The organism is Pseudomonas alliivorans (assembly GCF_017826695.1).
GTDB lineage: Bacteria > Pseudomonadota > Gammaproteobacteria > Pseudomonadales > Pseudomonadaceae > Aquipseudomonas > Aquipseudomonas alliivorans.
In genome coordinates this window covers 120,421-144,239 of the sequence record NZ_JAFFZW010000012.1, presented here as the reverse complement: position 1 = coordinate 144,239, position 23,819 = coordinate 120,421, and the positions used below count along the sequence as shown (strand labels likewise).

Genomic DNA, 23,819 nt, shown 5'->3' with positions numbered 1-23,819 from the left:
CCTGGAATCCAGCCAATGATGGCCATCAACAGGTCAAACTGCGCGTCTTCCTTGCCTGCTGTCGACTCTGAGTTGTAAAGGACGATCGACGACTCGATGGTGTCATAAGCGTCGATGGCCTGGCCCAGAAAAGGGACGGCACCGAGCGCAATACCCTTGGCCAGTTCAACAGCAGCCTCCTGATAAGCGTCGCTGCGGTCTTCGCCGCCGTTTGTTCCTTCAGTGACTTCCCCGCTCATGACACTCTCCCTGCGGCTTTTTCCACCAATGCCTGTAGATCGATCTGGTCTGGGTCGAGACCGAGTTTGCGTAGGTCTTCGTTAACTTTTTCATCCGAGTTCTGGACAACGGTCACGCTTTCGCGAGTGAACGGCCTCGGATCTTCGCCGTAGTAGACCTTTGCCGGGCCTTGCGGAACATCTTCGAGCCGGGCGAAGCCGTCGTCGTCCAGCACACCTTCGCGTGTCGACCCATCGGCAAAGTCCACGCGATACAACGCGCCAGGCACTGGCTCAAGGTTGTCATAATGCAGGTTCAGCTCAAGCCAGGTCGGGTTGGCCTTAGCTTCTTTCATCAGATTCCCGGCGACATCGACAGCAGCCAGCCCAGGAATGAGCGGGGCCAGAATACCGATCCCGGTCCCGACACCCGCAGAACCTCCTGTATTGACTTTCACCTCCGCCCCGCTGATCGTCACGCCACCGGCATCGAGCTTGATGAAACTCCCGCATGCCTTGGACGTGAGCTCCATGCCCCCTTCCACCACCACCTTCTGCCCTGCGTGGTAGTGGATTTCCTGACCGGCTTCTACGAATTGCGCGGTGCCTACCTTCAGATGCTGCGTCGCACCTACGGTCAGGTGATCGTCGGCACGGGTTTCGGTCTTGCGGTCCAGATGCGTGATGCGGTGTTCTTCAACCTTGAACTGGCTGAGTACATTGGCTTCGACGGTGTCGTGCCGATCGTTGCCGATGTGGATCTTCTGGTCGTGCTCGATGTTCTCATCCCAGTCACGCTGGGCATGGATGTAGATCTGTTCGGCGCCTTTCCTGTCTTCAATACGAAACTCGTTGTAGCCCTGACCGCCCGGCGAACTGAGGGTTTTGAAGGTGCTGCGGGTCTTGTTGGCGGGCAGCTCGTAGGGCACAAGGTTTTCCTTGTGATACAGGCAGCCGGTGATCAGCGGCTGATCAGGATCGCCTTCAAGAAAGGTGACAAGTACTTCCATACCTATGCGCGGAATAGCGATTGCGCCGTAAGCGCTGCCCGCCCAGCCGTTGGCAACGCGCAGCCAGCACGTGGTGTTGCCATCCGACTGACCTTCGCGATCCCAGAAGAACTGCACTTTGACGCGGCCGTACGGATCGGTGTGGATCTCTTCACCTGCCGGGCCGGTGACGATGGCGGTCTGGCTGCTGAGCACCTTGGGTTTCGGATGTTCGAGCGCCGGACGAAAGTGGGCATCCCAGGGTGTGGCAAGAAAACGGTTGCGGTAGCCCTGGTGGAAATCATCCTTGTTGTCGGTCACGTCGCTGGTGATGTTCTCGCCGAGCACCTGCGGCTGCTTGCCTTCGTGAATAACCTCCAGCAGCAACCACAGATCGTTCCATTCGGCGCGTGGATGTTCGTTAAGAGCCAGAAAGTGGCCGCTGACCAGCGTCGGCTCGTCGCCTTTGCCTTCTGCCAGATGATAGTCGCTGCGATGGCGCTCAAGGGCTCGCGTGGTCAGTTGTTTGCCGCGGGCACGGTCGGTGAACCGCCCCGGATAATCATAATCTTCAAGGTCCGGAGCAAACTCGCTTTTAGCCGAGCTTTCGGGCAGAACGCTGGGCTTTTCAAAGTCGTAATCGCGGCGGCTGACGCGGGTGGTACGGGTTTCCAGGCGCAGATTGAAGCGCTTGATCACCGGTTGCTCGGCAGCCATGCCGGAGTCCTGTTGATAGCTCACGGGCGCCAGCTTGGGGAACACCGTCTGATCGTCTCCGAACACCAGAGTGTGTCCGCTGGCGGAGTGCTGAAAGTGAAAATGAATCCCCTCTTCTTCACAAAGCCGCTGGATGAAATGCAGGTCGGACTCATCGTACTGCACGCAGTAATCACGCTCGGGGTAAACCGCGCCGAGCTGAAAGCGATACGCATCAGCCAGGATGCCGCGAGCTTCCAGCACCTGAGCGATGATCTTTGGCACTGACAGTTGCTGGAAGATCTGCTGGTCGTGATTGTGTCGCAGGTAGGCAAGCTGAGGCACCAGACTGATGCTGTAACGGGTCAGCCTCTTGCCGGAGTCACCTTGCTCGATGCGATAGACCAGACCGTGGATGACACCCTTGCCGGTGGCACCAAAGGTCAGGCAGGCGCGCTTGTGCAGCAGTTCTTCAAGTGCAATGTCAGGTCGTGCGCTGACCAGTTCGATGTCAAAGCAATACGGCTGGTTGAGCGCTTCGCGACCGACGAAAGCAAGCACTTGAGAGTCAACGGATATGCCCTCCAGCGTGAGGGAGATATGGGTTGCGTTAGCGTCCAGCATGCCGGAATCCTGTCCATCTGAAGCCTTCGGGGACCAGAATGGTGCTGGAATACAGGCTTTATCTCAACGCAAAAATCAGCATGTGAAAAAGAAATATTGCCTATCGAGCAGTCCCTGTTGCGTAGCAAGTGTGCGTCAAGTTCAGGCGAAGTACAGATTCAAACTGTTACAAATATCCCTGCGCACTGACATGCAAGCAGCCCGGCACCGGCCTCTGCTGCATTCCACCTGCGGAGCATTCCGAGGAGGCAACATGTTCTTACGTTACGGGATATTGGTTGCGACACTGGTAGTGGCATCCGGCTGTGTCGAAGAGCGAATCGTCCATGAACGACGACCGCCGCCCCATGAGTATGTTGAAGTGATCGCGCCTCAGCCGCCTCCCGAGCGGGTGATCGAGGTGGAACCTGCACCTCGTCCGGGGTATGTCTGGTCACGCGGCTACTGGCACTGGAGTGACGGACGATATGTGCCAGTTCACGGCCATTGGGTAGCGGAGCGACCGGGCTATCGCTATGTGCACCCGCACTGGGAAAGCGCGAGTGATGGATGGCATTGGCATGCCGGAGTGTGGGTCAACTGATTGGTGGCAGATCTGACACTGAACGCTACATACCTGCAGGAACAGGATCGTGCCAATACTCTGCATTGGCACGACCCTCATCGTAGTTCAGATCTCGCCCTTCTCTTCAGTCACCGCGCCCTTTACCGGGCTGGATGAGTCGGGAATTTTGGCCGATGGGTATTTGTACGACGCATAGCGCACGACCAGGATCGCAAACGCCAGCAACAGAATGCCGCCACACAGGTAAATGATGCCCAGATCAGGCGGGTTGTGGTGCGAGACATCCGAGATCAGCAGGCGTGTCAATGCGGTGATCGCTACGTAGATCAAAAAACGCACCGGCATGTGATTGGTCTTGAAATAAATCCCCGTCATCGCGCCCAGTTCCAAGTAGATGAACAGCAGCAGAATGTCATCGACCGTGACGTTGCCCTTCTCGACCATCCCGAGAAACGCCACCACCGAAGCCCATGCCGTAATGGCACCAATGGCGAACAGTGCCAGGAAGTGAAAGCTCTCAACGCAGAGATTGCCCAGTGATTCGGCTTGTGCATGCACGCGCTGGCGCATTTTTTCTGCCCATTTGTTTCCCATGACTCTCGACCTCTGAACCTTCGTTTATAACGATCCGGACTGGATCGGATGATGCGGTTTGCGTGTGACGCGCTGTGTGGCGTGCTTTTTAAAGCAGGAACAGGGCCATAGGCTATGGTTGAGAGCGCGACGGGTTGTCGCGAGACACATCTGCGCGAGAAAAAAGATGCGTGAAGGCCACTATCCAGGCAGGGGTTGCCTGGCTTATGCTAAGCACTGTATAAAGATACAGTAATGGCTTGTTTCACACACAAGGCATGTGATGTGGCGACTGTCACGCCTGCCATTCAGGATCACTGTCTGTTGCACCATCCCGGTCAACGCGCACCGGGGCCAGCCCTTCCACACTGGATATGACGACGAGGCCAAAATGGCTGTTGAAACCCTTTACCGCAGTACCCGCGATCTGGAGACTACTTTCGTGGACCGTAAACTCGCCGATGCGCACGATCAAATGCTCGAGTTGGCCGAGCTTCTCACTAACGTCCTGGTCAAGAACGTACCGGGTCTTTCCGAGAAGCACGCAGAGGACGCGAGCATCTACATGGCGAAGAATCGTGCCGTGTTCGCTGCCGCATTCAAGAACAACGCCTCAGCCCTGAGCGAGCTGTCCGAACCTTCCGCTTCGGACGCGGACAGCTGATTCATATCAGGCTTGTACCTCAGAGTCCCGCGGCTTTTTCATCCGAGCTGGCCGCGGCTCATTTCGTTAATGCAACAGTATAGGGCGTACACACTTTGCATCTTCCGTACAACTTTGTATCAGGAATGTCGTTTGACGAACACCATATAGCCCTCTCCAGCCATCGCGTAAACGACCAACTTCCAATCCCCTGCCACACCGCCATTATAATCACGTCATTTTTATGAACTGTGGTATTCGCCCCTGTCATTAATCAGGCGTCAGGAAAATGATACCTTCAAATACCTCACTTAAAGCTGAGCGCCAACAGGCATTATAGAAGGAGTTGAAAAGTTCAATCCTTTGCTACGCACCGCCCCTCAAACCCCCTGTTTTGCTGGACGAAAGCCGCCCTAAAAAACAACAACCCCTCACTGACCGACTTTCAAAAACAAAGTTCCACGTGTTATTCCCCTTGCAAAATACTTTATAAAAAGTTTGGCATTACTAATATCATCTGCTAATAATCGTCACACATCCGGGTATCAAGGCACCGCGTTTTCTCACATTGAAGTGAACATCGAGTCATCCACTCCGATACTACCCGCCCGAAAAAATCATATACCTCGCTGGTTACTTGAGCTGCTCACAGCCCAGGTCAACTGCTGTGCGACGCCTATAGACGGGCGGGAGAAAATCAATGGCTACTCAGCACGCCAGAATGAAAATTCTGTCTATTTTCGGCACTCGTCCGGAGGCTATCAAGATGGCACCTCTGGTCAGGGCCCTTGCTGCGGAACCGGGTATCGACTCGAGAATCTGCATTACCGGACAGCACCAGAGCATGCTGCAACAGGTGCTCGACATGTTCGAGCTGAAAGCCGACTACAGCCTCGACGTGATGCGCCCCCATCAGACGCTGAACTCTCTGACCGCTGCGTTATACGCAGCCATCGATCCGATTCTGGACGAGATGAAACCCGACAAGGTGCTCGTCCACGGCGATACCACATCGGCGATGGTCGCGGCGATGTCCGCGTTTCACCGGCAGATCCCTATTGGCCACGTCGAAGCGGGCCTGCGCACCGGGGATATTCGTCAGCCCTGGCCGGAAGAGATGAACCGTCGCTGCATCGATCTGATTTCCGATCACCTGTTCACGCCGACTGCCGAGTCCCGCCGCAACGTTTTGGGCGAGCGCCTTCAGGGTGTGTCCTTCGTGACGGGCAATACCGTGATCGACGCCTTGCAGATGACCGCACAGCGCATCGACTCCAATCGTCAACTGCGCCATGCGCTCGACCGTCAGTTTTCCTTTCTGGTGCCTGAGCGAAAGGTTCTGGTGGTCACAGGTCATCGCCGCGAGAACTTTGGCGACGGCTTCCTGAACATCTGCAAGGCGCTGCATGCACTCGCCAGGCGCGACGACATACAGATCGTCTACCCCGTGCATTTGAACCCCAATGTGCTGGGACCGGTGACTGAGCACTTGGGTGACATGCCCAACGTACACCTGATCAAACCGCTGGATTACCTGTCGTTCGTGCGCCTCATGCAGCGTGCTCATGTGATTCTCACCGACTCCGGCGGAGTACAGGAAGAAGCGCCGTCGCTCGGCAAACCGGTGCTGGTGATGCGTGATGTGACCGAGCGTCCCGAAGCTGTGGCCGCAGGCACAGTGCGCCTGGTGGGCACCGAAGCCGAGGCGATCATTCAGGGCGTCGGCGCGTTGTTCGACGACGAGCAGCTCTGGCAGAGCGCGTCGCGCGCCGCCAACCCTTATGGCGATGGCAAGGCCAGCGCGCGCATCGTCGATGTGCTGATGGGTCGCCCGATCGATGAGTTTGTCGTCGAGTTGCCGCGTCGACGTCCGGATCAGATCGAGATTGCGCCGCCGTCCGTGCCTCAGCCTGAACCGCTGCATGCCATGGCTCGCTGACGCAGGCACGCATCCGCGACAACAAACCCGAACACCTTCCAAGGCACCCGGCCCAGGCCGGGTGCCCATGAAAACAGTTTCGCGGACCCGCTCCGCACCAAGACCCAACGGCCTCGAGCCTCCAAGAGATCTGCCTGATGAAATCTTCCGTTACCGTGAACACGGGCGCGTTGAACGCCCTTGCCTGCGGGATGAGCCTGCTGGCTCTGATGCCCCCCCTTGCGCTGGCTGCCGAAAGCCCGCTGACGCAGGCGATCAACCGCATCACTCAGGACGCCCGACAGGAGCGCGTGATTGAACTGCGGGAATTGGGGATCGACCGTCCGATCATCCTCAACGCCACCGACGCCCGTCGCGAGTTGTACCTGCCGGTGCCTGCCAACGTGACGCTGACAGATGCGACCCTGAATTTCGATGCCAGCTACCTGAACGGCGAAGCAGGTCGTAACACGTTGCTGCTGTCGCTGGATGGTTATCCGGTGCGGGCACTGGGCCTCAACGAAGAGCAAGGCAATGCCAGTGCGACATTGGGTGTGGACAAAGCGGCGCGGGAGACCGGATCGGTACGATTGGGCGTTGCCTGGTCTTCGGTGATCTCGAAGACGCTTTGCGAAGATCAACGCGCCATCGGCAACGTACTGCGCATCGATCCCCACACGCGCCTGACCTACAGCTATGACGCCAGTCAGTTGCAGGATGTCGGCGCGGCGTGGAATGCACTGCCCGGCAAACCCGGCCTTCTCGTCGCGCCCGGCAAACTGTCCAGCGCCAGTTACGATGCTGCCTGGCGTCTGGGTGTAGCGCTCGAACGTATCGGCAAACAGGCACGGATTCTGCCGTTCCCGGTCGTTCAGGACAGTGTGGATCTGAGCGGTCTGCGCGTGCCTGCCGAACTGAAGCAGATCCCGGCGTTTGCCAGTCTGGACGGTCAGAGCCAGTACACGTTGAAAAATCAGGCAGAAATCGGCGCCTTGCTGATGCTGGGTCAAACCCCGGCGTTGCAGGCCGATCTGGCCATTAATGACTCGCAACTGCTCAAGGCCATCGACGACTCGCTGAACGCCTTGCAGGACCAGGTGCAGGGGCTCGATGCTTCGGCAGCCAGCGCGCTGAGCCAATGGCGTGAACGTCAGGGCAGAAAAACCCAGGCCACCGACGCCGGCAGCGATGTCAGCCTGGCGACGCTTGGCAACCGCGCCCTGGTGATGATCAAACCCGACTCAGCGGTCAAAGCCATCGGTCTGTTCAGCTCGGCCTGGAACAAACTGGCGCTCACTCGCCAGTTGTCGATTGGCGAAGAAACCGCCATGCCCCTCAGTGAAGACGGTCGCGTGGCCTTGACGCGTCTGGGTGGTCGCCCGGGTACGGTAGACGTACTGGCCAAGACCGACTGGAGCGCTTCGTTCCCGCTGGGCAGCGTGGCCTACGACGGTCGCGTCCCCGTGACCGCCATGATCGATGTCGCCGCAGCGCCGGGCGCTTCGGGCACCCCGCCGGTTGCCACGCTGTTTCTCAATGACTATCTGATCGGTGCCATGCAGTTGAATGCCGATGGTCGCAAAGAACGCATTGAAGCGCGCATTCCGCAATACGCGTTGGCGGCGCAGAACACGCTGCGCGTTTCCTTCCAGCGTCAACCGGTGAGCAATCAGTGCCTGGAGACGCCGCAGGCGTTCCCGATCTCGGTCTTGCCCACCAGTCATGTGGTCATCGACAAGGTGACGCCCGGCGACGATTTCGCCGGCATGGCCGCGCGTTTTGCCGCCAGCACTCAGGTGATGGTTCCGAATACCTGGCTCGACCGTCCGGCTGACAGCCTGCCGCAGGTTATCCACGTTGCCAGCGCCTCGGGCGTGTCGCCACTGCGTGCGCAGCTCAGTGTCAGTGACGACATCAGTGTTGCAGTGGTCCCGGAAAAAGCCTTCCTGGCCTTCGACCTGCCGGTCAAAGACGGCACTGAGTCGGTCAAGGTCGGCAACGATGGCCATCTGCTGATCAACCACAAGGAACAAACGCTGCTGGACCTCAAAACGCTCAACCACATGGCATCGTTGCAGGTGGTCGAAGCTGGCAGCCAGCGCGGCATGGTCTACCGCACGCTGGGTGGTCAGGCGCCGGACTTTGCCCGTCCGCTGGTGCTGGAGCGCGGTAACGCCACATTGCTGGCTGACGGCGGTTCGCTGGTGACATTCGATACCAAGGACCCGACCGGCAGCCAGATGATCGACGACAACGAGCCCACCGGACTCGACGCGTGGCGCAAGCCTTCGCTGCTGTGGCTGATTCCCGGCGCAATCGTGGTGTTTCTTCTGCTGTTGCTGGCTGGCCGTCGCGCCCGTCGCAATCGCTCGTAACGGGACGCCCCAATGACGTCGCTTTATTGGCCGTACTGGTTGGCCCATTACTACAGCGTGCTGGAAGTCGCGACCATCGTCGTCGGCCTGATCATTCTGGTCTCAAGCATCGATGACCTGATCATCGACGTCTGGTACTGGGCCAGACGGCTGTACCGCAAATTCACCGCCGAACGCCGCTACCGGCCACTGACTGCCGAGCAGTTGATGGCCCGCGACGAACAGCCGCTGGCCATCATGGTTCCAGCGTGGCTGGAGTACGACGTTATTGCGCCGATGATCGAGAACATGGTGTCGACCCTCGACTACCAGAACTACGTCGTGTTCGTCGGCACCTACATCAACGATCAGCGCACCATCGATGAGGTGGAGCGCATGCGCCGTCGCTACAAGCAGTTGCACCGCGTTGAAGTGCCTCATGACGGCCCGACCTGCAAGGCTGACTGCCTGAACTGGGTGATCCAGGCGATCTTTCTCTACGAGAAAACCCATGCCATGCAGTTCGCCGGGACCATCCTGCATGACAGCGAAGACGTGCTGCACCCGTTGGAGCTGCGCCTGTTCAACTACCTGCTGCCGCGCAAGGACATGATCCAGTTGCCGGTCGTGTCGCTGGAACGCAACTGGTACGAATGGGTGGCCGGCACTTATATGGATGAGTTCGCCGAGTGGCACGGCAAGGATCTGGTGGTGCGTGAAAGCATGACCGATACCGTGCCGTCCGCAGGCGTGGGCACCTGTTTTTCGCGTCGCGCCTTGATGGTGCTGGCCGACGAAAACCAGAATCAGCCATTCAATACCGAAAGCCTGACCGAGGACTACGACGTCGGTGCGCGTCTGGCAAAGTACGGCATGCAGGCTATTTTCGTACGCTTCCCGGTGCAGTTTCGCGTGCTGCGCAAATCCTGGTTTCGCAAGCCGTATGAATCGACGCTGGAAATGCCGCTGTGTGTTCGCGAGTTTTTCCCGGACACCTTTCGCACCGCATTTCGCCAGAAGGCTCGCTGGACGCTGGGCATCGGCCTGCAAGGCTGGGAACAGATGGGCTGGAGCGGTTCGCTTGCCAACCGCTACTTGTTGTTTCGTGACCGCAAGGGCGTGGTGACCTCGTTTATCAGCATCATTGCCTACCTCATTCTGGTGCAGTTGGTGGCGCTGATCGTGTTGCGTGCCAGCGGGCTGTGGAATACCAGTTTCCCCACGCCGTTCGAAACCAATGGCGTCATCAAATACCTGCTGGTGGCCAACGGCATCGCGCTGCTCTGGCGCATGGTGCACCGCTTTTATTTCACGACGATTCTGTACGGCTGGCAGCACGGCCTGCTGTCACTGCCGCGCATGGTGGTCGGCAATTTCGTCAACTTCATGGCTGCGGCGCGCGCCTGGCGGATGTTTCTGGTGGGCAAGCTGCTCAATCGCAAGCTGGCCTGGGACAAGACCATGCACGACTTCCCGTCCACCGACCTGGTCGCCATTGCGCCGCGTCGGCTGGGCAGCGTGCTGCTGTCCTGGCAAGCCATCAACGATGAGAAACTGCAGACCGCGCTGGTCGAACAACAGACCCGCAAACTGCCGTTGGGCCGAATTCTGCTGAGCCACGGCTGGCTCGACGATGAAACCCTGGCCGAAGCGATTGCCTTTCAAAGCGACCTGCCTCGGGTGTTCGACATTGCGAGCAAACGCGCTGTCGATTCGACCCTCGCAGACGAGTTCTGTCTGCGCTGGCGCGCCGTACCGCTGTCCGCCGCCGTTCAGGGGCGGCAGGAAATCGCCGTTGCCAGCCCGCTCACCGAAGACGGGCTGCAACAGATCACCGAACAACTGGGCGCAGAGCCTGTGCAGTTGATCGCGCGTGAAAGCGAGATCGTCGCGCAACTGCGCCTGCTGCAGGCTGTCGGCGGTCAACCCTTGCCTGCCGCCACGCCGTTGCTGGGCGACCTGCTGATCGAGCAGGGCTTGCTGGACCGCGATGTGTTCCGCAAAGCCATGCTTGGCTACAAACCGCATATCCATGGCCGGATCGGTGATTACTTGGTGGACATCGGCGTACTGCCTCGCGACACCATCGAGCAGGCCGTGGCACGTCAGCACGACCTTTACCGAACTGACGCACGTGCGGAGAAGCCGCTATGAAGCGCCCCTTGATTCTGTCGCTGATGACGACGGGTATGAGCCTGTGCTCATCTTTCAGTCAGGCCGAAATCCTGCCGCTGCCATTGACCGGTCCGGCCTACGCCGTCGCCAACGAAGCGTACACCGCCTACAACCGCAAGGATTACGACCTGGCCATCGCCAAGGCGCGTGAAGCCTTGCGTCAGCGGGAGGATGCCGATCAGTTGCGCAAGCTGATCGCGCTGGCCGAGCGCGACAAGGAGCGACGCGATCATCCGCAGCGCTACCCTGCCGCACGGCCGAAACCCGGATATCTGGAAGGCAGTCTCGCCCTGCGCGCCTATGCCAACCGAGACTATGCGGGTTCGGCGCGGCATGCCCGCAAGGCCATCAGTCAGGCACCAAAGAGCCTCGATTACCGCATGATGCTGATCGAAGCACTGCAACGTCAGCAGCGCCTTGAAGAGGCTCAAGCGGCAATCGACGATGCCGTTCAGGCTGTCGGACCACAACCGGCGCTGGCCCGGCGTCGGCAGGCCATCGAGGAGCAGCTTGCGGCGAATACGGCTGCCCGGGGCTATGCCGCATTGGCCCGGAGCGACAACGAAACAGCGCTGAGCGAAGCGCGTGACGCCGTGCGCCGCTTCCCGCAGCAAGTGGCCTATCGAAAACTACTGGTCAGCGCACTGATTGCCGGACAGCAATACGGCGAAGCCCGGTCTGCGGCAACCGAAGCGCTGGCGCTCAATGGCAACGACGCGACCTTGCTCGTTCAGCGTGGGCAGATGCGCCAGCGGCTGGGCGATATCGCCGGAGCACGTCAGGATTTTGCCCAGGCGCTGGCTGTCGGCAATCTGCCTCTGCGTGAACAGGCTTCGCTCTATGCCGCGATGGGACAACCCAAAGAGGCCATGCAGCGAATGCAGCAGGCCCGGGACTCCGGACAGTTGCAACCGGGTGACGAAGTGCAGCTTGCCTACCTGCTCAGCCAGGCAGGCGATGATCGCGGTGCGTTGAACGAGTTCAAGCGCGTGGACCGGCAGGTCGGGCTCAAGCCAAAAGAAGTTCAGGATGCCGCCTACAGCGCAATGCGCAACTCGGATGATGCACAGGCGATTGCCTATTTCCGACGTGTGCTGGATTACCAGCAGACCGGCGACCTGCAGATGCCGGACCAAAAGGTGTTCGACACCCGTCGGGCGGTGTCGGACCTGTCCCGCGAATGGGGCGTGACCAACACCACCACTTATCGCGGTGCCAGCACTTCAAGCGGTCTGAACGGCGCACCGAGCAGCAACAGCGACAGCGACAGCGTGCAAAACAGCACGGAGGTGTTCTGGCGCCCGTTCGGCTATCGCAATGCGCGCTTCGTCGAGTTGTACGGCAGGGTGACCGATACGCTGTGGAGCAAGGAAAGCAGCGCGGACACCGGCGCGGATGCCTTGCAGGGCGCGCTCGGAGTGCGGGTCAAACCGTTCAGCAGCGTCAACGTGATCGGCGCATTGGAACGTACCTTTGCGCTCGGCAGCTCCAATATCGACGGCGACTGGCTGGTACGGCTGGGCTACGGTTCAAGTATCGGCACGGACCTTCGGGTGGATGTACCGAGCTGGTGGACATCGCAGTTGTATATGGAAGGCGGTCGTTACCTGCAGGACAAGCGCAATTACTTCAACAGTGAATGGCAGGTCGGCCGCAGCTTTCGTATGGACAGCATCAGTTCCAGGCTTGTGGTGTTCCCGCATGTGGTCGCCGCCGTGGACTACGACTCGAAGATGCGCAGCGAAGTGGATGCGCTGGGCAGCAACCGCACCTCGTCCGATAATGCAGGCGGATTGGGTGTCGGCACGGGCGTGCGCTACTGGTTCCGCGAGGACAAGTACAAGGCGCCGCAGTCGTACGTCGACGTATCCGTGCAATACCGGGAAAAAGTGTTTGGCGATGACCGCGCCCAGGGCGTGTTCGCACGCATGACATTCTCATGGTGATCGTACTGGCGCAAAATGAAGCGAGGAACAATGCTTGAAGGGTCTGATTTCGCTGTTGCAGGGAAGGCCCTTGATCAAGACCTCGCTGGTTGCTGTGCTGATCGGTGCGCTCGGCATTGTGACAGGCGAACTGCGCGAGCTGTTTGCATCCAGGGATGCACAGATCGTCGGCATTGTCTGGCAGCCGGACAATGCCACCGTGGACATAGAGGGGGACTGGGACAGGCTTGGCGCACGGGAGCTGCTGGTGCAATGGACGGCGGTGGATAACCAGGCATTCATTCCCGGCACGACGCTGCCCACCGTGCCGGTCCTGCCGGACTGGGCACGCATCGGCAAGGAGCCGTGGGCACAGGATGTGATTCTCGGCCTGGCCGGGCATTTCAGCGAAAACCTGTCTCGGGACAATATCGAGCAACTGGCGGTGCTGTCGGCGCAATTGGCCAAGGTCAAGACGCCGCTCAATGTCACCGGGTGGTATTTCCCCGCAGAAGTCGATCCGAGCTGGAGCCGCGCCAAAGAACTGCCCGCGCTGCTGGCAAAGCTGCCAAGGCCGCTGTGGATCAGCGTCTACGATGGCGCCAACATCGGCCCTGCCGCCACCGCCGACTGGCTGAAAACCTGGCTACCGGATGATATCGGGGTGTTCTTTCAGGACGGCGTGGGTGTCTACGCCCGCACCGCGCCGGTCGCCCGCACCTATGCCGATGCCTTGCGCACCCGGCTGGGCAAGAACCGCGTCAGAATCATCGTCGAAGCGTTTCGCCCGAAAGTCGGCGGCGGCTTTCGCTCGGCGACGGTTGCCGAGTTGAAACCGCAGCTCGCCGCCTATGACGGCTATCCCTTGTACCTGTTCGACGGCCCGCACTACGTAACGCCTGCGCTGGTCAAAGCGCTGAAGAAATAGCCTCCCGTTGCTCCACTCTCGTCTCCGATGAACGAATCCGGACCGAGGGAGCATCACTCATTCAACAAACGCTCAGCCAGCGCAGCGGCGATGCGTGCCGGTGAACGTTTTTCCGCCTGCGAGTGAGCGAAGACTTCGGTCAGTCGCACCCCGATCCGGGAAAGATGACGATCAATCGTGCCCTGCTCTTCGCCACGGTGCTTCAGCGCGACATAGATCAACCCGCCCGAATTGATGACGTAGTCCGGTGCATAAAGAATTCCCCGTGCCTCCAGCTGGTCACCCACCTGAAGGCTGGTCAACTGGTTGTTCGCCGCGCCCGCGACTGCCGCGCAACGCAACTGCGCAACGCTCTTGCAGTTCAATACGTGGCCCAGACCGCAAGGCGCGAGAATGTCGCACGGCGTACTCAGCAGCGCTTCGCATGCAATGGGGTGCGCCTCGAATTGCGTCATTGCCCGTTGCACTTTGTCGCTGTCCAGATCGCTCACCAGTAGCTCGGCTCCAGCGGCATGCAGCAGCGCGGCCAACGGGTAGCCCACATGGCCCAACCCTTGAATCGCAACGCGTAACCCCTCGAGGTTGTCGCTGCCCAGACGCGCCATGGCCGTGGCCCGAATACCGGTGAACATGCCCATCGCTGTGCTGATCGACGGGTCCCCTGCCTCACTGGTGCTGGTGACATGCCGGGTGCTGAGCGCCACACAATCCATGTCGACGCTGGACGTGCCGCTGTCGACAGCGGTGATGTAACGACCCTGGAGGCTTTCGACAAAGCGCCCGAAAGCCTCGAACAGGACTGACCGGTCCACGCGTTGCGCGGCTCGCATGATGACCGCCTTGCCCCCACCCAGCGGCAGGCCGGCAAGAGCCGACTTGTAGCTCATGCTTCTCGCCAATTGAATGGCATCCTCTACCGCGCTCTCTTCATCTGGATAGGTCAGGTAGCGACATCCGCCCAGCGCAGGCCCCAGACGGCTGCTGTGAATGGCGATGACGGCTTTCAATCCTGCATCAGGATCGCACACCAGATGCAGCGACTCGGCACGTGACTCTTGCATGAGAGCGAACATGCAGTGTGCTCCCCTTCTTATGTCAGGCGAGTATAGGCGCTGGCCCGGGAAAACAATCGACCGCTCAGGCAGATACAAGCGGTGCTGGACGAAATACGTCGGCAGGGCTAAAAGGAATCATAACAGCACGCTTTTACCGAACCTGTCAGCACGGAGGGGTCGATGACTCCACGTCAGCATTGCCTGGACTGCCTGCAACGCACACCGCCTTCGGTCTTCGACGCCGCGTTGTGGGTGTCGACCGAACATGACGCGCATTTCCCACGCCATGAACTCCTGGCCGAAATCGATCTCTTGCAGCATCGGATTGGCGCGGCACTTCCAGTGGCCCCGTCTTCGGAGCTGGCTCAGTTACTGCTGCGCCAGCTCAGCGCACTGGGCTTCCAGCAGGATGACTGGAACCCGCCCAGGCCCGACTCGGCGTTGCTGCACAAAGTGGTGCAACGCCGTCGCGGTCAGCCACTGGGCCTGGCGCTGGTGGCCATGGAGATTGCACGGCGGCTGGATATCGCGCTGGAGGGCGTCAACTTCCCCGGACACTTCCTGCTGCGTGTTCCGGGCGCGGATCACCTGCTCGATCCCTGTGGCGGTCGCAGGCTGTATCCCAAAGACTGCCGCGAGCTGCTGGTGCGGCAGTTCGGCCCCACCATGCAATTGCAGGCTGTGCACATGACGCGGGCCACGCCTGTGAACATCATGCAACGGCTGTCGCGCAACCTCAGGCATTTGCACATCATCAATGATGACCTGATCGCAGCCCTCAGGGATGCTGACCGGATCGTCGAACTGGGCCAGGCCACCAGCAGCGATCACATGGCCCGCGCCAGCCTTTATCAGTCACTGGAGTGTCCGCAGGCCGAGCGCTTCGATCTGCAGCATGCGTTGCTGCTCAGTGAAGACCCGATACAGCGACTCAAGCTCGCCGAACGCTTGAGCCAGTTGCCCTCTCACCGTAGCGTGCACTGACTGACAGACGCCGAGGCCGGGTATTGTTACCGCCCAGGTAACGCTGCATATCCTGTCCGAGGATGTTTCAAACGCTCCAGGGACGCTAACCTTATCGCCCTTGAAGACGTTGTTTTTCAGCTCCCCTGAATCAACTTCCATTAACCGCCGCACAGTTCGCTGTGCGGCGGTTTTTTTTCGTTCTTCAATCACGACGCGCTGTCACGCCTTTGTATAAGACCTGCTCTTCCTGGCCTCCTCTTATTCCCGCACCATGGGCTTGCGCACCTCCGGACTGTCACCTGACTGGGCAAATGCAGCGAGGTTTTTCAGGATATGAATGGTTCGAGTGTAATCCGGCAATAGCAGTTTGGCGTAGGGATCTCCCCATGCCGACTTCTCTTTCATATCCAGAATACGACTGGCGAAGAAGTCCAGTGCATTGATTTCCCTGTCCGGGTTAAGCACATTACCTTTTTTGTCAAACTCGTCACCGGCGCGGCTCATGAGTTCGGCTGTATGATTATCGATGAAGCCAGCCTTGAACAGCACCTTTCCCGCTCTGGCAAGGTCATTGGGCGTGATCTGCTCCGGGTTGAAGTCCTTGAACATCGGCTTCATCTTGCGCTTTTCCATCGCTAACGAATTGAGCGCAAGTGCATTTTCCCCGACCTCTCGCAGCACCTGACTGATCTGAATTCTGGGCGCCTTGATAGTTGCCCGCGCTGCGGGCGTTTTAACGGTGACAGGTGGAAAATCACCCGATATTAATCCAACCATGGAAGACTCCGATATGAATACGTTCAACGGTCATATCGGAGCAAAAAGGTGTTAGTTGATAGAAGACCAGAAATCAGTACCAAACTTACAACGGCATCGGAAAGAGCTTACATGAAGGGGTAATCAAGCCTTCAATTACACGCTGCACACCTATAGATCATCAATATTTGAACACATAAAAACAAGCATCACACCGGCCGAGAAATAACCCTACCCGGCTGGTGGTCATGCTGAAACCGGCGTTACTGCACAAACTTCTGTAGATTGGCCATCATCTCTTTCAACGCTTCGATGTTATCCGCCGGATGCGCCGCGCCCTCGAAATCACCGATGGCTTGCCAGTGCCCGGCGACATCCTCCGGACTGAAGCCTGCATGGGGATCGAAACAGGCACCCAGGCTGCGCTCCCAGCGAACCTTGCCGATCCAGCCGCCACCCACTTCGAACAGGCTGCCGCTTTCCTGGCAACGATCACTGCCCAGATACACCACCAGCGGGCTGACCAGCTCCGGCTTGAGCAGCTCGAATACGTTGGCCGGTATCAGGCCCTCGGTCATCCGCGTGCCACCCGTTGGTGCGATGGCGTTGACGAAGATACCGTTCTTGCGGCCCTCCAAAGCAAGCGTGCGGGTCAAGCCGTACAACCCGAGCTTGGCCATCGCGTAATTCGACTGTCCAAAGTTGCCGTAGATGCCCGATGTCGAGGAAGTAAAGATCACCCGACCGAAATTCTGCTCGCGCAGATGCGGCCATGCGGCATGCGTGACTTTGTAGGCCCCTTCCACATGAACCCGGTAAACCAGATCCCAGTCGGCATCCTCCATTTTGGCGAAGGACTTGTCGCGCAGAATACCGGCATTGTTGACTACCACGTCGATGCGGCCGAAAGCATCGAGGGCGTGTTGCACGATGTGGCCACCGTCGGTCACCGAGTCGTGATTGGCTACCGCCGTACCGCCCGCTTCGCGAATCTCGGCCACTACGCGATCGGCAGCCGAGGCGTTGGCACCCTCGCCGTGCGCCGATCCGCCCAGATCATTGACGACCACCCGCGCGCCGTGTTTCGCGAACAGCAGCGCGTGAGCCCGCCCAAGCCCTCCGCCGGCTCCTGTCACGATGACCACCTTGTCTTCAAAAAGCACGGATTCGCTCATTGCTGGCTCCACTGTCAGAGGGACGTAATCCACTGAGTGTTGACCACCGGGACGACGCCCACAATAAACACCGCCGCTGCTGAATGGTGCTCAATAACGCAACGGGATGGGTTCAGCCCAGACGCGTGATGAAATCTGCCAGCCAGGGTTCAGCGTCGCTCTCGGGCGTGACGCTTTCGCTGGCATCCAGGTGCAGCATGGCCTGCACTTCGCTGACACCCAGCTCGGCAAACAACTCACGCAGTTGCTCACCGCCTGCGCAGAACGTATCACCGTAACTGGCGTCGCCCAGGCCAATGACACCGCCGGGCAGGCCACGCAACGCAGCAGGCAACTGGTCACGCAACTGCGAGTAGATCGGCATGATGTTGTCGGGCAGTTCTCCCATGCCGGTGGTCGACGTCACGGCCAACAGAGCCTGCGGCTCGAAGGCCAACAGCTCAGGCAGGGTCATGCGAGGGTTGAGCAGGGTCTCGTGACCGGCAGCGCGCAGCAGCCCGCCTGCATGCCGGGCCACTTCTTCGGCCGATCCGTAGACCGAACCGCACACAATCGCGATTCTCATGACGCGTCCTCTGGCAGTTTGAAAAAGGGCGACAGTATGCCCCAGTGGCCTTTGGCATTTCAGCCCCGACGAAGGACACGGCTCGCGCTGAAGCGACGACAGGCCCTAGAATGCAACGGTGAAATCTGCTCGGGATTGCCAAGTGATGATCAACGCAAAATTGCTGCAAATGGTCATAGATGCATCAACCGACGGTATTGTCGTGGCCGAACAGGAAGGTGACGACAACATCCTCATCTATGCCAATAAAGGCTTTGCCGCCCTGACCGGCTACAGCGTGGAGGAAGTGCTGTATCAGGATTGCCGGTTTCTACAGGCCACCGACCGTCAGCAGGAAGCACTTGAGGCAATTCAGAAAGCCATACGTAGCGGCCAGGCGTGCCGACAGAGACTTCGCAATTACCGCAAGGATGGCACCACGTTCTGGAATGAGCTGTCGATCACGCCCGTGCGCAACGAAGCCAACCGCTTGATGTATTTCATCGGTATTCAGAAAGATGTCACCGTTCAGGTCCAGAATGAGCAACGGATCAAAGAACTTGTGGACCAGTTGGCAGAGGCCAAGGCAGAAATTGAAGCACTGAAATCGAAAAATAGCTGAAAATACGACGAACGGCAGGAACGCTGTGCGGATCAAAAGGTCTTTTTCATCAATTACCGGTTAGCTCGAGTCCTGTCATGCAACCTGATTCCCTACTGACGCAAGCTGAGCTGGATTTTATCCAGAGCATGCAGCGCAATCCCAAACTGAACGTGCGTGACAGCACGCGCAGTCTGTTGGTCAATGGCGGCGTACAGATCCAGGATTTGCTGACCCGGCTTGCAGCTCACGAGCAGGTCACAATCCACGCCCAGTTCGAAAATCAGCAGATGAATTTCCCGCTGCATCTGGTCGAGGACGAATTCCACGCCCTGCACCTTGAACTGGGTGCGCCCAGCATTTTCGAGGAAGGTCCGCAGATTCGTCCCTGGCGTCTGGTTCTTCAGGAGCCTGTGCCACTGGAGACTGAAAAAGGCTCGCTGACGTCACTGTGGGTTCACGAACTCTCGTTCAAGGGTGTTCTGCTCGAGAGCAGAAAGCAGGGCAAGCTGCCCAAGCACTTTGCTGCCTGGTTCAATCCGGTGGGACAGGCGCCGATCGCCATGCGCGGCAAGCTTGAACGACTGAAGGAGGACAATCTGGGGGCGTACCGTCTGAGCCAGCACAGCAAGGAAGATTCGGAGCGCCTGCGTCAATATATCCTGCAGGAACATCGGCGCATGCACCCCTCCCTGCACAAGTGACGCTTCGTGCGTGACCGGACAAGCTGCCTGCGCCTCAGCTATCCATCTGCCCTGCCAGAAACTGCTTGAGTAACCGGTTCATGGAGCGACCATCACTGCCAAGGCAGGCGATGGGAGATCCGGCGAGCCTTTCCTGAACAAAATGCGACACTTCTCCGGCCAGTAGCAACGGACATTCAAGCGTCAACGCGAGTCTGCCAAGACGCTTTGGCAAATCGGCGGCGGGTGAAGCGTTGGAAAACAGCACCAGCGCCAACGGCTCGACCCGTTCGCAGACCAGACTCAGTTCTTCAAAAGGCTGACCGATGGCCAGCACTCTTATGGTCACCTCTGTATTTCCCATGAGCAATCCTGCAACCAACAATTCAAGCTCTCGATCCACAGAGGACAGAGCAGCCAGCAGCACCTCTCCCTTTCCAGGATCGTTGGCCAGTTGCAGGCGCTGCAGCACTCTGCCGCGCAGGAACGTATCGAAGAACAACCCTTCACTGGTATGCCCAAACGCGTTCTGATTCAGCATCACCTCTCGCCACAGCGGCATCAGGATGTCTTCGAACACCACCACGAGTGGGCAGGTTGAGAAAATCTGCCCGTAGAGTTGCTCCAGGCGCCGCTCGTCGAACATGCCAATCGCCTGCCTCAATTGAGTCTGCCATTGAATCCAGTCCGCCCGGGACAGCGGGCTTTCCGGCGTTGACGACTGACTGCGAGTGCTCTCGCTGCGGGCCAGGATCTTGCCGATCTTGCTGACAGCCACGCCCCGCTCTATCCAGTCGAGAATGCTGCGTACGGTCTCAATGTCGGACTGCGAGTACAGACGGTGCCCACTTTCGGTACGCGTCGGCTGAATCAGGCCATACCGACGCTCCCACGCGCGCAACGTGACCGGGTTGACGCCGGTCAGACGGGCGACCTCGCGAATCGGATAGAGCTCTTGCTGCCTGAAATCCTGGTCGGGATCCTTCCGGACAAGGTGGGGGTCAATGGATTGGGTCATGCCGGGTGATCACTTTTTATTTGCGACGCATTGTAAACAGCGCCGTCGAACGGGCTATAGCTCCGGGCGTCTGAAATTGAGGCCCGTAAGCGACTACAAAGTTCTACTTGTTTTAAACGGTTTCAGGAATAATCCTTGCTTGCTTCTGAGTGAAGCTGACGCGGCCCACCACCCCGGCGCCGCGCCATGTGACCTCCCTACCCGGGAATCTCACGCCTCTACCGGAGATACACAATGTCTACCTCACCCGTCACCTTGATGGTTGCACGCCGTGTCGCCCATGGCCGCTATCAGGAAATGATGGCCTGGCTGCACGAAGGCGAACAACTGGCCACTGACTTTCCCGGCTACCTGGGTTCCGGCGTGCTCGCTCCTCCGCCCGGCGATGACGAATTCCAGATCATTTTCCGCTTTACCGACGAACAGACCATGCACGCCTGGGAGCATTCTGCGTCCCGACGCTCCTGGCTGGTGCGTGGCAGCGGCTTGTTTGCCCAGCCTTCCGAACATCGTGTAAGCGGCATAGACGGCTGGTTCGGCGCTGCCGATCAACGCCCTCCGCGTTGGAAACAGGCGGTCGCCATCTGGCTGGCATTCTTCCCGGTTTCACTGATTTTCAATTTCCTGCTGGGTCCGCTGCTCAATCATCTCGACCTGCTGCCACGCATCATGATCAGCACTGCAATCCTTACACCGTTGATGGTCTATCTGTTCATACCGCTGTCCACACGTCTGCTGGCACCCTGGCTGCAAAGTTCACCGCCGGCAGCGTCGCGCCGAACCCACTCCGCGTAGCGTCAATAATACGCACCAAGACCTGTACAGAATTAACGAACTGGTACAGGTCTTGATCAAGAAAGGTCTCCCTGCCCTCCAGGCATTCTTCGCCACTCAGACGGCTCCGTGCGCCCGCGCACCCTGTTTTCATGACACTCAGGGTTGTACAAAAAAATTCTCTGGTATAACTTTGGTCGCAGTCTGGTCAACATTTGAAACACGCCACTCTCCAGAGTGATTTGCCGACTGCCCTCCCACCGAACAGATACGTGAACTGCCGATGGAATTTTCTTCTGCACCGATCCTGATCACCGGCGCCAGTCAGCGAGTGGGCCTGCATTGTGCGCAGCGCCTGCTGGAGCAAGGACAACCGGTCATCATCAGCTACCGCAGTGAACGGCCGGGCATTGATGAATTGCGCCGGGCTGGAGCTATAACGCTGAAGGGCGATTTCTCCAGCGAGGCAGGCATCCTGGCATTCGTTGCAGAGCTGAAAGACCGCACCGACAGTTTGCGAGCCATCGTGCATAACGCCTCCGAGTGGCTCGCTGAAACACCCGGCGATGAAGCCGGGCAATTTACCCGCATGTTCAGCGTACACATGCTTGCGCCCTACCTGATCAACCTGCACTGCGCGCCGTTGCTGCACGCCAGCGAGGTGGCCGACATCGTTCACATCAGCGATGACGTCACTCGCAAGGGCAGCAGCAAGCACATCGCGTATTGCGCCAGCAAGGCAGGCCTGGAAAGCCTGACCCTGTCGTTTGCCGCACGGTTTGCACCGCGCATCAAGGTCAACGGCATTGCTCCGGCATTGCTGATGTTTCAACCCACGGACGACGCAGCGTACCGCGCCAACGTCCTCGCCAAATCGGCGCTGGGCATAGAGCCGGGTGCAGAAGTGATCTACCAGAGCCTGCGTTATCTTCTGGACTCCACTTATGTCACCGGCACCACACTGACCGTAAACGGTGGACGGCACGTCAAGTAGGCCGCCCCGAGGATCAATCTGATGAGCTTATCCCTGCCACAGCATTATCGAGACATTCTGGTCGGCCTCGGTGAAGACCCGGAACGCGAAGGCCTTCTGGATACTCCCAAGCGTGCCGCCAAGGCGATGCAGTATCTGTGTCATGGTTATACGCAGAGCGTTGAAGAGATCGTCAACGGCGCCCTGTTCGCGTCCGACAACGACGAGATGGTCATCGTCCAGAACATCGAGCTTTATTCGCTGTGCGAGCACCACCTGCTGCCCTTCATCGGCAAGGCACATGTCGCGTACATTCCGACCGGCAAGGTACTGGGTCTGTCGAAGATCGCCCGCATCGTCGACATGTTCGCCCGACGCCTGCAGATTCAGGAAAACCTGACCCGCCAGATCGCCGAAGCGATTCAGGAAGTGACCGGTGCATCCGGTGTTGCGGTCGTGATCGAAGCCAAACACATGTGCATGATGATGCGCGGCGTGGAGAAACAGAACTCGACCATGAACACGTCGGTGATGCTGGGTTCATTCCGCGAGTCCAGCACCACGCGCATGGAGTTTCTGCAATTGATCGGAAGGAGCAAACAGTAATGGCCCGACTGGAACCCGGCACCGCGCGCATTCGCGTCAAGGACTTGCGCCTGCGCACGTTCATCGGTATCAATGAAGACGAGATCCTCAACAAGCAGGACGTGCTGATCAACCTGACGATTCTGTACGTGGCTCAGGAAGCGGTGCGCGACAACGATATCGAGCACGCGCTCAACTACCGCACCATCACCAAGGCGATCATTCAGCACGTCGAAGGCAATCGCTTCGCGCTACTTGAGCGGCTGACCCAGGAAGTGCTGGACTTGGTCATGAGCCATGAGGCGGTGACGTACGCCGAAGTGGAAGTCGACAAGCCACATGCGCTGCGTTTTGCCGAGTCAGTCTCGATCACGCTCGCCGGTCAACGCTGAAACTCTTATCATGACGCGACTTTACTGACTGAAAAGAGCCCGTCATGACCGAGCAAGAACGCCTCGAACTGGAAGCCGCCGCCTTTCGCCGACTGGTCGCGCATCTGGACAGCCGCAAGGATGTCCAGAACATCGACCTGATGAACCTGTCCGGCTTCTGCCGCAACTGCCTGTCCAAGTGGTACAAGGCTGCGGCCGACGAGAAACACATCGACATCAGCCTCGATGACGCCCGCGAAGTGGTTTATGGCATGCCGTACAGCGAGTGGAAAGCCCAGTACCAGAAAGAAGCCAGCGCCGAGCAACAGGCGGCCTTCGCCAAGGAACCCAAGCATGACTGACCTTGACTCCCTGCGTACCCGCCTGCGCAGCGGCGAACACGCGTTTGCCGACACCCTCGCCTTCATCGCCGACACCTACGACTACCAGCCACAGGCGTTCCGTAACGGAGATGTCGACAACGCTGCCGGTCAGAATGAAGGCTCGTGCAAAACCCTGGGCATGGTCCTGCTGGAAGGTCTGAGCGACGAAGAAGCGTTACTGGCATTCGGCGAACACTACCGTTCGGTACTCGCAACACCCGAGGGCAGCGACCACGGCAACATTCGCGCCCTGATCAAGCATGGCCTGGCAGGTGTGAAGTTCGAAGGTGAACCGTTGAAACGTAAAGGCTGAAACAGCTACGCCCT

23 protein-coding genes and 1 pseudogene are annotated in these 23,819 nt (G+C 58.9%); 16 read left to right on the top strand and 8 right to left on the bottom strand.

The annotated features are described in order from the left end of the window. A pseudogene (locus tag JTJ32_RS24095) lies at positions 1-239 on the bottom strand (hypothetical protein); the annotation flags it as partial. Continuing rightward, positions 236-2,527: a type VI secretion system Vgr family protein gene (locus tag JTJ32_RS24090; RefSeq protein WP_210043543.1), complete on the bottom strand. Its 2,292-nt coding sequence runs from the start codon at positions 2,525-2,527 to the stop codon at positions 236-238. The pseudogene JTJ32_RS24095 and the gene JTJ32_RS24090, both read right to left, overlap by 4 nt. A 253-nt stretch (positions 2,528-2,780) precedes the next feature. Here JTJ32_RS24090 and JTJ32_RS24085 point away from each other — a divergent pair, with 253 nt between their 5' ends. Continuing rightward, on the top strand, positions 2,781-3,110 hold the full coding sequence (locus tag JTJ32_RS24085; RefSeq protein WP_099226892.1) for a YXWGXW repeat-containing protein: 330 nt from the start codon (positions 2,781-2,783) through the stop codon (positions 3,108-3,110). An 87-nt stretch (positions 3,111-3,197) separates the two neighbouring features. Here the strand turns inward: JTJ32_RS24085 and JTJ32_RS24080 are convergent, their stop codons facing one another. Then, entirely contained in the window at positions 3,198-3,686 is a 489-nt protein-coding gene (locus JTJ32_RS24080; protein WP_099226893.1) for a phosphate-starvation-inducible protein PsiE, read from the bottom strand. A 370-nt stretch (positions 3,687-4,056) separates the two neighbouring features. Between JTJ32_RS24080 and JTJ32_RS24075 the strand changes: the two genes are divergently transcribed. The 6 genes from JTJ32_RS24075 to JTJ32_RS24050 all read left to right on the top strand — a co-directional run bounded on the left by JTJ32_RS24075 (position 4,057) and on the right by JTJ32_RS24050 (position 13,608). Next, a complete protein-coding gene (locus JTJ32_RS24075) occupies positions 4,057-4,329 on the top strand; it encodes a YebG family protein (protein WP_210043542.1) in 273 nt (90 codons plus the stop codon). A 679-nt stretch (positions 4,330-5,008) separates the two neighbouring features. Continuing rightward, the gene (gene wecB, locus JTJ32_RS24070) at positions 5,009-6,247 is read left to right on the top strand and encodes a non-hydrolyzing UDP-N-acetylglucosamine 2-epimerase (protein ID WP_210043541.1); all 1,239 of its coding nucleotides are present in this window, start codon (positions 5,009-5,011) and stop codon (positions 6,245-6,247) included. 137 nt (positions 6,248-6,384) lie between these two features. Then, positions 6,385-8,601, top strand: a complete 2,217-nt coding sequence (locus JTJ32_RS24065) for a cellulose biosynthesis cyclic di-GMP-binding regulatory protein BcsB (protein WP_210043540.1) — start codon at positions 6,385-6,387, stop codon at positions 8,599-8,601. 12 nt (positions 8,602-8,613) lie between these two features. Beyond that, entirely contained in the window at positions 8,614-10,734 is a 2,121-nt protein-coding gene (locus JTJ32_RS24060) for a glycosyl transferase family protein (RefSeq protein WP_210043539.1), read from the top strand. After that, complete coding sequence (locus tag JTJ32_RS24055) at positions 10,731-12,701, top strand: NfrA family protein (RefSeq protein WP_210043538.1); 1,971 nt, start codon at positions 10,731-10,733, stop codon at positions 12,699-12,701. The genes JTJ32_RS24060 and JTJ32_RS24055 overlap by 4 nt, the downstream gene beginning before the upstream one ends. A gap of 34 nt (positions 12,702-12,735) precedes the next feature. Continuing rightward, positions 12,736-13,608, top strand: coding sequence for an alpha-amylase family protein (locus tag JTJ32_RS24050; protein ID WP_210043537.1), 873 nt, complete (start codon positions 12,736-12,738; stop codon positions 13,606-13,608). A gap of 53 nt (positions 13,609-13,661) precedes the next feature. Here the strand turns inward: JTJ32_RS24050 and JTJ32_RS24045 are convergent, their stop codons facing one another. Further along, positions 13,662-14,681 (bottom strand): Leu/Phe/Val dehydrogenase, encoded by a 1,020-nt coding sequence (locus tag JTJ32_RS24045; RefSeq protein WP_210043536.1) that lies wholly within the window; start codon positions 14,679-14,681, stop codon positions 13,662-13,664. Positions 14,682-14,843: 162 nt separating this feature from the next. Between JTJ32_RS24045 and JTJ32_RS24040 the strand changes: the two genes are divergently transcribed. Then, positions 14,844-15,647, top strand: coding sequence for a SirB1 family protein (locus JTJ32_RS24040; RefSeq protein WP_099226899.1), 804 nt, complete (start codon positions 14,844-14,846; stop codon positions 15,645-15,647). A 240-nt stretch (positions 15,648-15,887) separates the two neighbouring features. On the opposite strand, the gene JTJ32_RS24035 is transcribed toward JTJ32_RS24040, so the two are convergent. From JTJ32_RS24035 to JTJ32_RS24025, 3 genes are all read right to left on the bottom strand, one after another. Then, a complete protein-coding gene (locus JTJ32_RS24035; protein ID WP_184320085.1) occupies positions 15,888-16,406 on the bottom strand; it encodes a hypothetical protein in 519 nt (172 codons plus the stop codon). A 242-nt stretch (positions 16,407-16,648) separates the two neighbouring features. Beyond that, positions 16,649-17,560, bottom strand: a complete 912-nt coding sequence (locus JTJ32_RS24030; protein ID WP_210043535.1) for an SDR family oxidoreductase — start codon at positions 17,558-17,560, stop codon at positions 16,649-16,651. Between the two features lie 112 nt (positions 17,561-17,672). Then, on the bottom strand, positions 17,673-18,125 hold the full coding sequence (locus JTJ32_RS24025; protein WP_099226902.1) for a flavodoxin: 453 nt from the start codon (positions 18,123-18,125) through the stop codon (positions 17,673-17,675). 145 nt (positions 18,126-18,270) lie between these two features. Between JTJ32_RS24025 and JTJ32_RS24020 the strand changes: the two genes are divergently transcribed. Both JTJ32_RS24020 and JTJ32_RS24015 read left to right on the top strand, forming a co-directional pair. Next, positions 18,271-18,726, top strand: a complete 456-nt coding sequence (locus JTJ32_RS24020; RefSeq protein WP_210043534.1) for a PAS domain-containing protein — start codon at positions 18,271-18,273, stop codon at positions 18,724-18,726. Positions 18,727-18,803: 77 nt separating this feature from the next. Beyond that, positions 18,804-19,409 carry a hypothetical protein gene (locus JTJ32_RS24015; RefSeq protein WP_184318568.1) on the top strand — a complete coding sequence of 202 codons (606 nt, stop codon included), beginning with the start codon at positions 18,804-18,806 and terminating at the stop codon, positions 19,407-19,409. Between the two features lie 34 nt (positions 19,410-19,443). Here the strand turns inward: JTJ32_RS24015 and JTJ32_RS24010 are convergent, their stop codons facing one another. Then, complete coding sequence (locus tag JTJ32_RS24010; RefSeq protein WP_210043533.1) at positions 19,444-20,406, bottom strand: MerR family transcriptional regulator; 963 nt, start codon at positions 20,404-20,406, stop codon at positions 19,444-19,446. Between the two features lie 234 nt (positions 20,407-20,640). Between JTJ32_RS24010 and JTJ32_RS24005 the strand changes: the two genes are divergently transcribed. The 6 genes from JTJ32_RS24005 (at position 20,641) to JTJ32_RS23980 (ending at position 23,805) form a co-directional block, all read left to right on the top strand. After that, a complete protein-coding gene (locus tag JTJ32_RS24005) occupies positions 20,641-21,201 on the top strand; it encodes a putative antibiotic biosynthesis monooxygenase (protein WP_099226906.1) in 561 nt (186 codons plus the stop codon). Positions 21,202-21,463: 262 nt separating this feature from the next. Beyond that, complete coding sequence (gene folM / locus JTJ32_RS24000; protein WP_210043532.1) at positions 21,464-22,174, top strand: dihydromonapterin reductase; 711 nt, start codon at positions 21,464-21,466, stop codon at positions 22,172-22,174. Between the two features lie 21 nt (positions 22,175-22,195). Continuing rightward, positions 22,196-22,759, top strand: a complete 564-nt coding sequence (gene folE, locus JTJ32_RS23995; protein ID WP_099226908.1) for a GTP cyclohydrolase I FolE — start codon at positions 22,196-22,198, stop codon at positions 22,757-22,759. After that, entirely contained in the window at positions 22,759-23,130 is a 372-nt protein-coding gene (folX, locus tag JTJ32_RS23990) for a dihydroneopterin triphosphate 2'-epimerase (protein ID WP_043303061.1), read from the top strand. Before folE ends, folX begins: the two co-directional genes overlap by 1 nt. 44 nt (positions 23,131-23,174) lie before the next feature. Then, a complete protein-coding gene (locus JTJ32_RS23985) occupies positions 23,175-23,471 on the top strand; it encodes a DUF1244 domain-containing protein (RefSeq protein WP_007252642.1) in 297 nt (98 codons plus the stop codon). Further along, the gene (locus tag JTJ32_RS23980; RefSeq protein WP_210043531.1) at positions 23,464-23,805 is read left to right on the top strand and encodes a HopJ type III effector protein; all 342 of its coding nucleotides are present in this window, start codon (positions 23,464-23,466) and stop codon (positions 23,803-23,805) included. The genes JTJ32_RS23985 and JTJ32_RS23980 overlap by 8 nt, the downstream gene beginning before the upstream one ends. Positions 23,806-23,819: the final 14 nt, after the last annotated feature.

What these genes read in the sequence shown, in the direction of transcription:
- JTJ32_RS24045 (WP_210043536.1), bottom strand. Translation starts at nt 14,681, where the DNA reads ATGTTCGCTCTCATGCAAGAGTCACGTGCCGAGTCGCTGCATCTGGTG.
- JTJ32_RS24055 (WP_210043538.1), top strand. Translation starts at nt 10,731, where the DNA reads ATGAAGCGCCCCTTGATTCTGTCGCTGATGACGACGGGTATGAGCCTG.
- JTJ32_RS24090 (WP_210043543.1), bottom strand. Translation starts at nt 2,527, where the DNA reads ATGCTGGACGCTAACGCAACCCATATCTCCCTCACGCTGGAGGGCATA.
- JTJ32_RS24035 (WP_184320085.1), bottom strand. Translation starts at nt 16,406, where the DNA reads ATGGTTGGATTAATATCGGGTGATTTTCCACCTGTCACCGTTAAAACG.
- JTJ32_RS24080 (WP_099226893.1), bottom strand. Translation starts at nt 3,686, where the DNA reads ATGGGAAACAAATGGGCAGAAAAAATGCGCCAGCGCGTGCATGCACAA.
- folE (WP_099226908.1), top strand. Translation starts at nt 22,196, where the DNA reads ATGAGCTTATCCCTGCCACAGCATTATCGAGACATTCTGGTCGGCCTC.
- JTJ32_RS24060 (WP_210043539.1), top strand. Translation starts at nt 8,614, where the DNA reads ATGACGTCGCTTTATTGGCCGTACTGGTTGGCCCATTACTACAGCGTG.
- JTJ32_RS24030 (WP_210043535.1), bottom strand. Translation starts at nt 17,560, where the DNA reads ATGAGCGAATCCGTGCTTTTTGAAGACAAGGTGGTCATCGTGACAGGA.
- JTJ32_RS24040 (WP_099226899.1), top strand. Translation starts at nt 14,844, where the DNA reads ATGACTCCACGTCAGCATTGCCTGGACTGCCTGCAACGCACACCGCCT.
- JTJ32_RS24065 (WP_210043540.1), top strand. Translation starts at nt 6,385, where the DNA reads ATGAAATCTTCCGTTACCGTGAACACGGGCGCGTTGAACGCCCTTGCC.
- JTJ32_RS24020 (WP_210043534.1), top strand. Translation starts at nt 18,271, where the DNA reads ATGATCAACGCAAAATTGCTGCAAATGGTCATAGATGCATCAACCGAC.
- JTJ32_RS24075 (WP_210043542.1), top strand. Translation starts at nt 4,057, where the DNA reads ATGGCTGTTGAAACCCTTTACCGCAGTACCCGCGATCTGGAGACTACT.
- folX (WP_043303061.1), top strand. Translation starts at nt 22,759, where the DNA reads ATGGCCCGACTGGAACCCGGCACCGCGCGCATTCGCGTCAAGGACTTG.
- JTJ32_RS24010 (WP_210043533.1), bottom strand. Translation starts at nt 20,406, where the DNA reads ATGACCCAATCCATTGACCCCCACCTTGTCCGGAAGGATCCCGACCAG.
- JTJ32_RS24085 (WP_099226892.1), top strand. Translation starts at nt 2,781, where the DNA reads ATGTTCTTACGTTACGGGATATTGGTTGCGACACTGGTAGTGGCATCC.
- folM (WP_210043532.1), top strand. Translation starts at nt 21,464, where the DNA reads ATGGAATTTTCTTCTGCACCGATCCTGATCACCGGCGCCAGTCAGCGA.
- JTJ32_RS23980 (WP_210043531.1), top strand. Translation starts at nt 23,464, where the DNA reads ATGACTGACCTTGACTCCCTGCGTACCCGCCTGCGCAGCGGCGAACAC.
- wecB (WP_210043541.1), top strand. Translation starts at nt 5,009, where the DNA reads ATGGCTACTCAGCACGCCAGAATGAAAATTCTGTCTATTTTCGGCACT.
- JTJ32_RS23985 (WP_007252642.1), top strand. Translation starts at nt 23,175, where the DNA reads ATGACCGAGCAAGAACGCCTCGAACTGGAAGCCGCCGCCTTTCGCCGA.
- JTJ32_RS24025 (WP_099226902.1), bottom strand. Translation starts at nt 18,125, where the DNA reads ATGAGAATCGCGATTGTGTGCGGTTCGGTCTACGGATCGGCCGAAGAA.
- JTJ32_RS24005 (WP_099226906.1), top strand. Translation starts at nt 20,641, where the DNA reads ATGTCTACCTCACCCGTCACCTTGATGGTTGCACGCCGTGTCGCCCAT.
- JTJ32_RS24015 (WP_184318568.1), top strand. Translation starts at nt 18,804, where the DNA reads ATGCAACCTGATTCCCTACTGACGCAAGCTGAGCTGGATTTTATCCAG.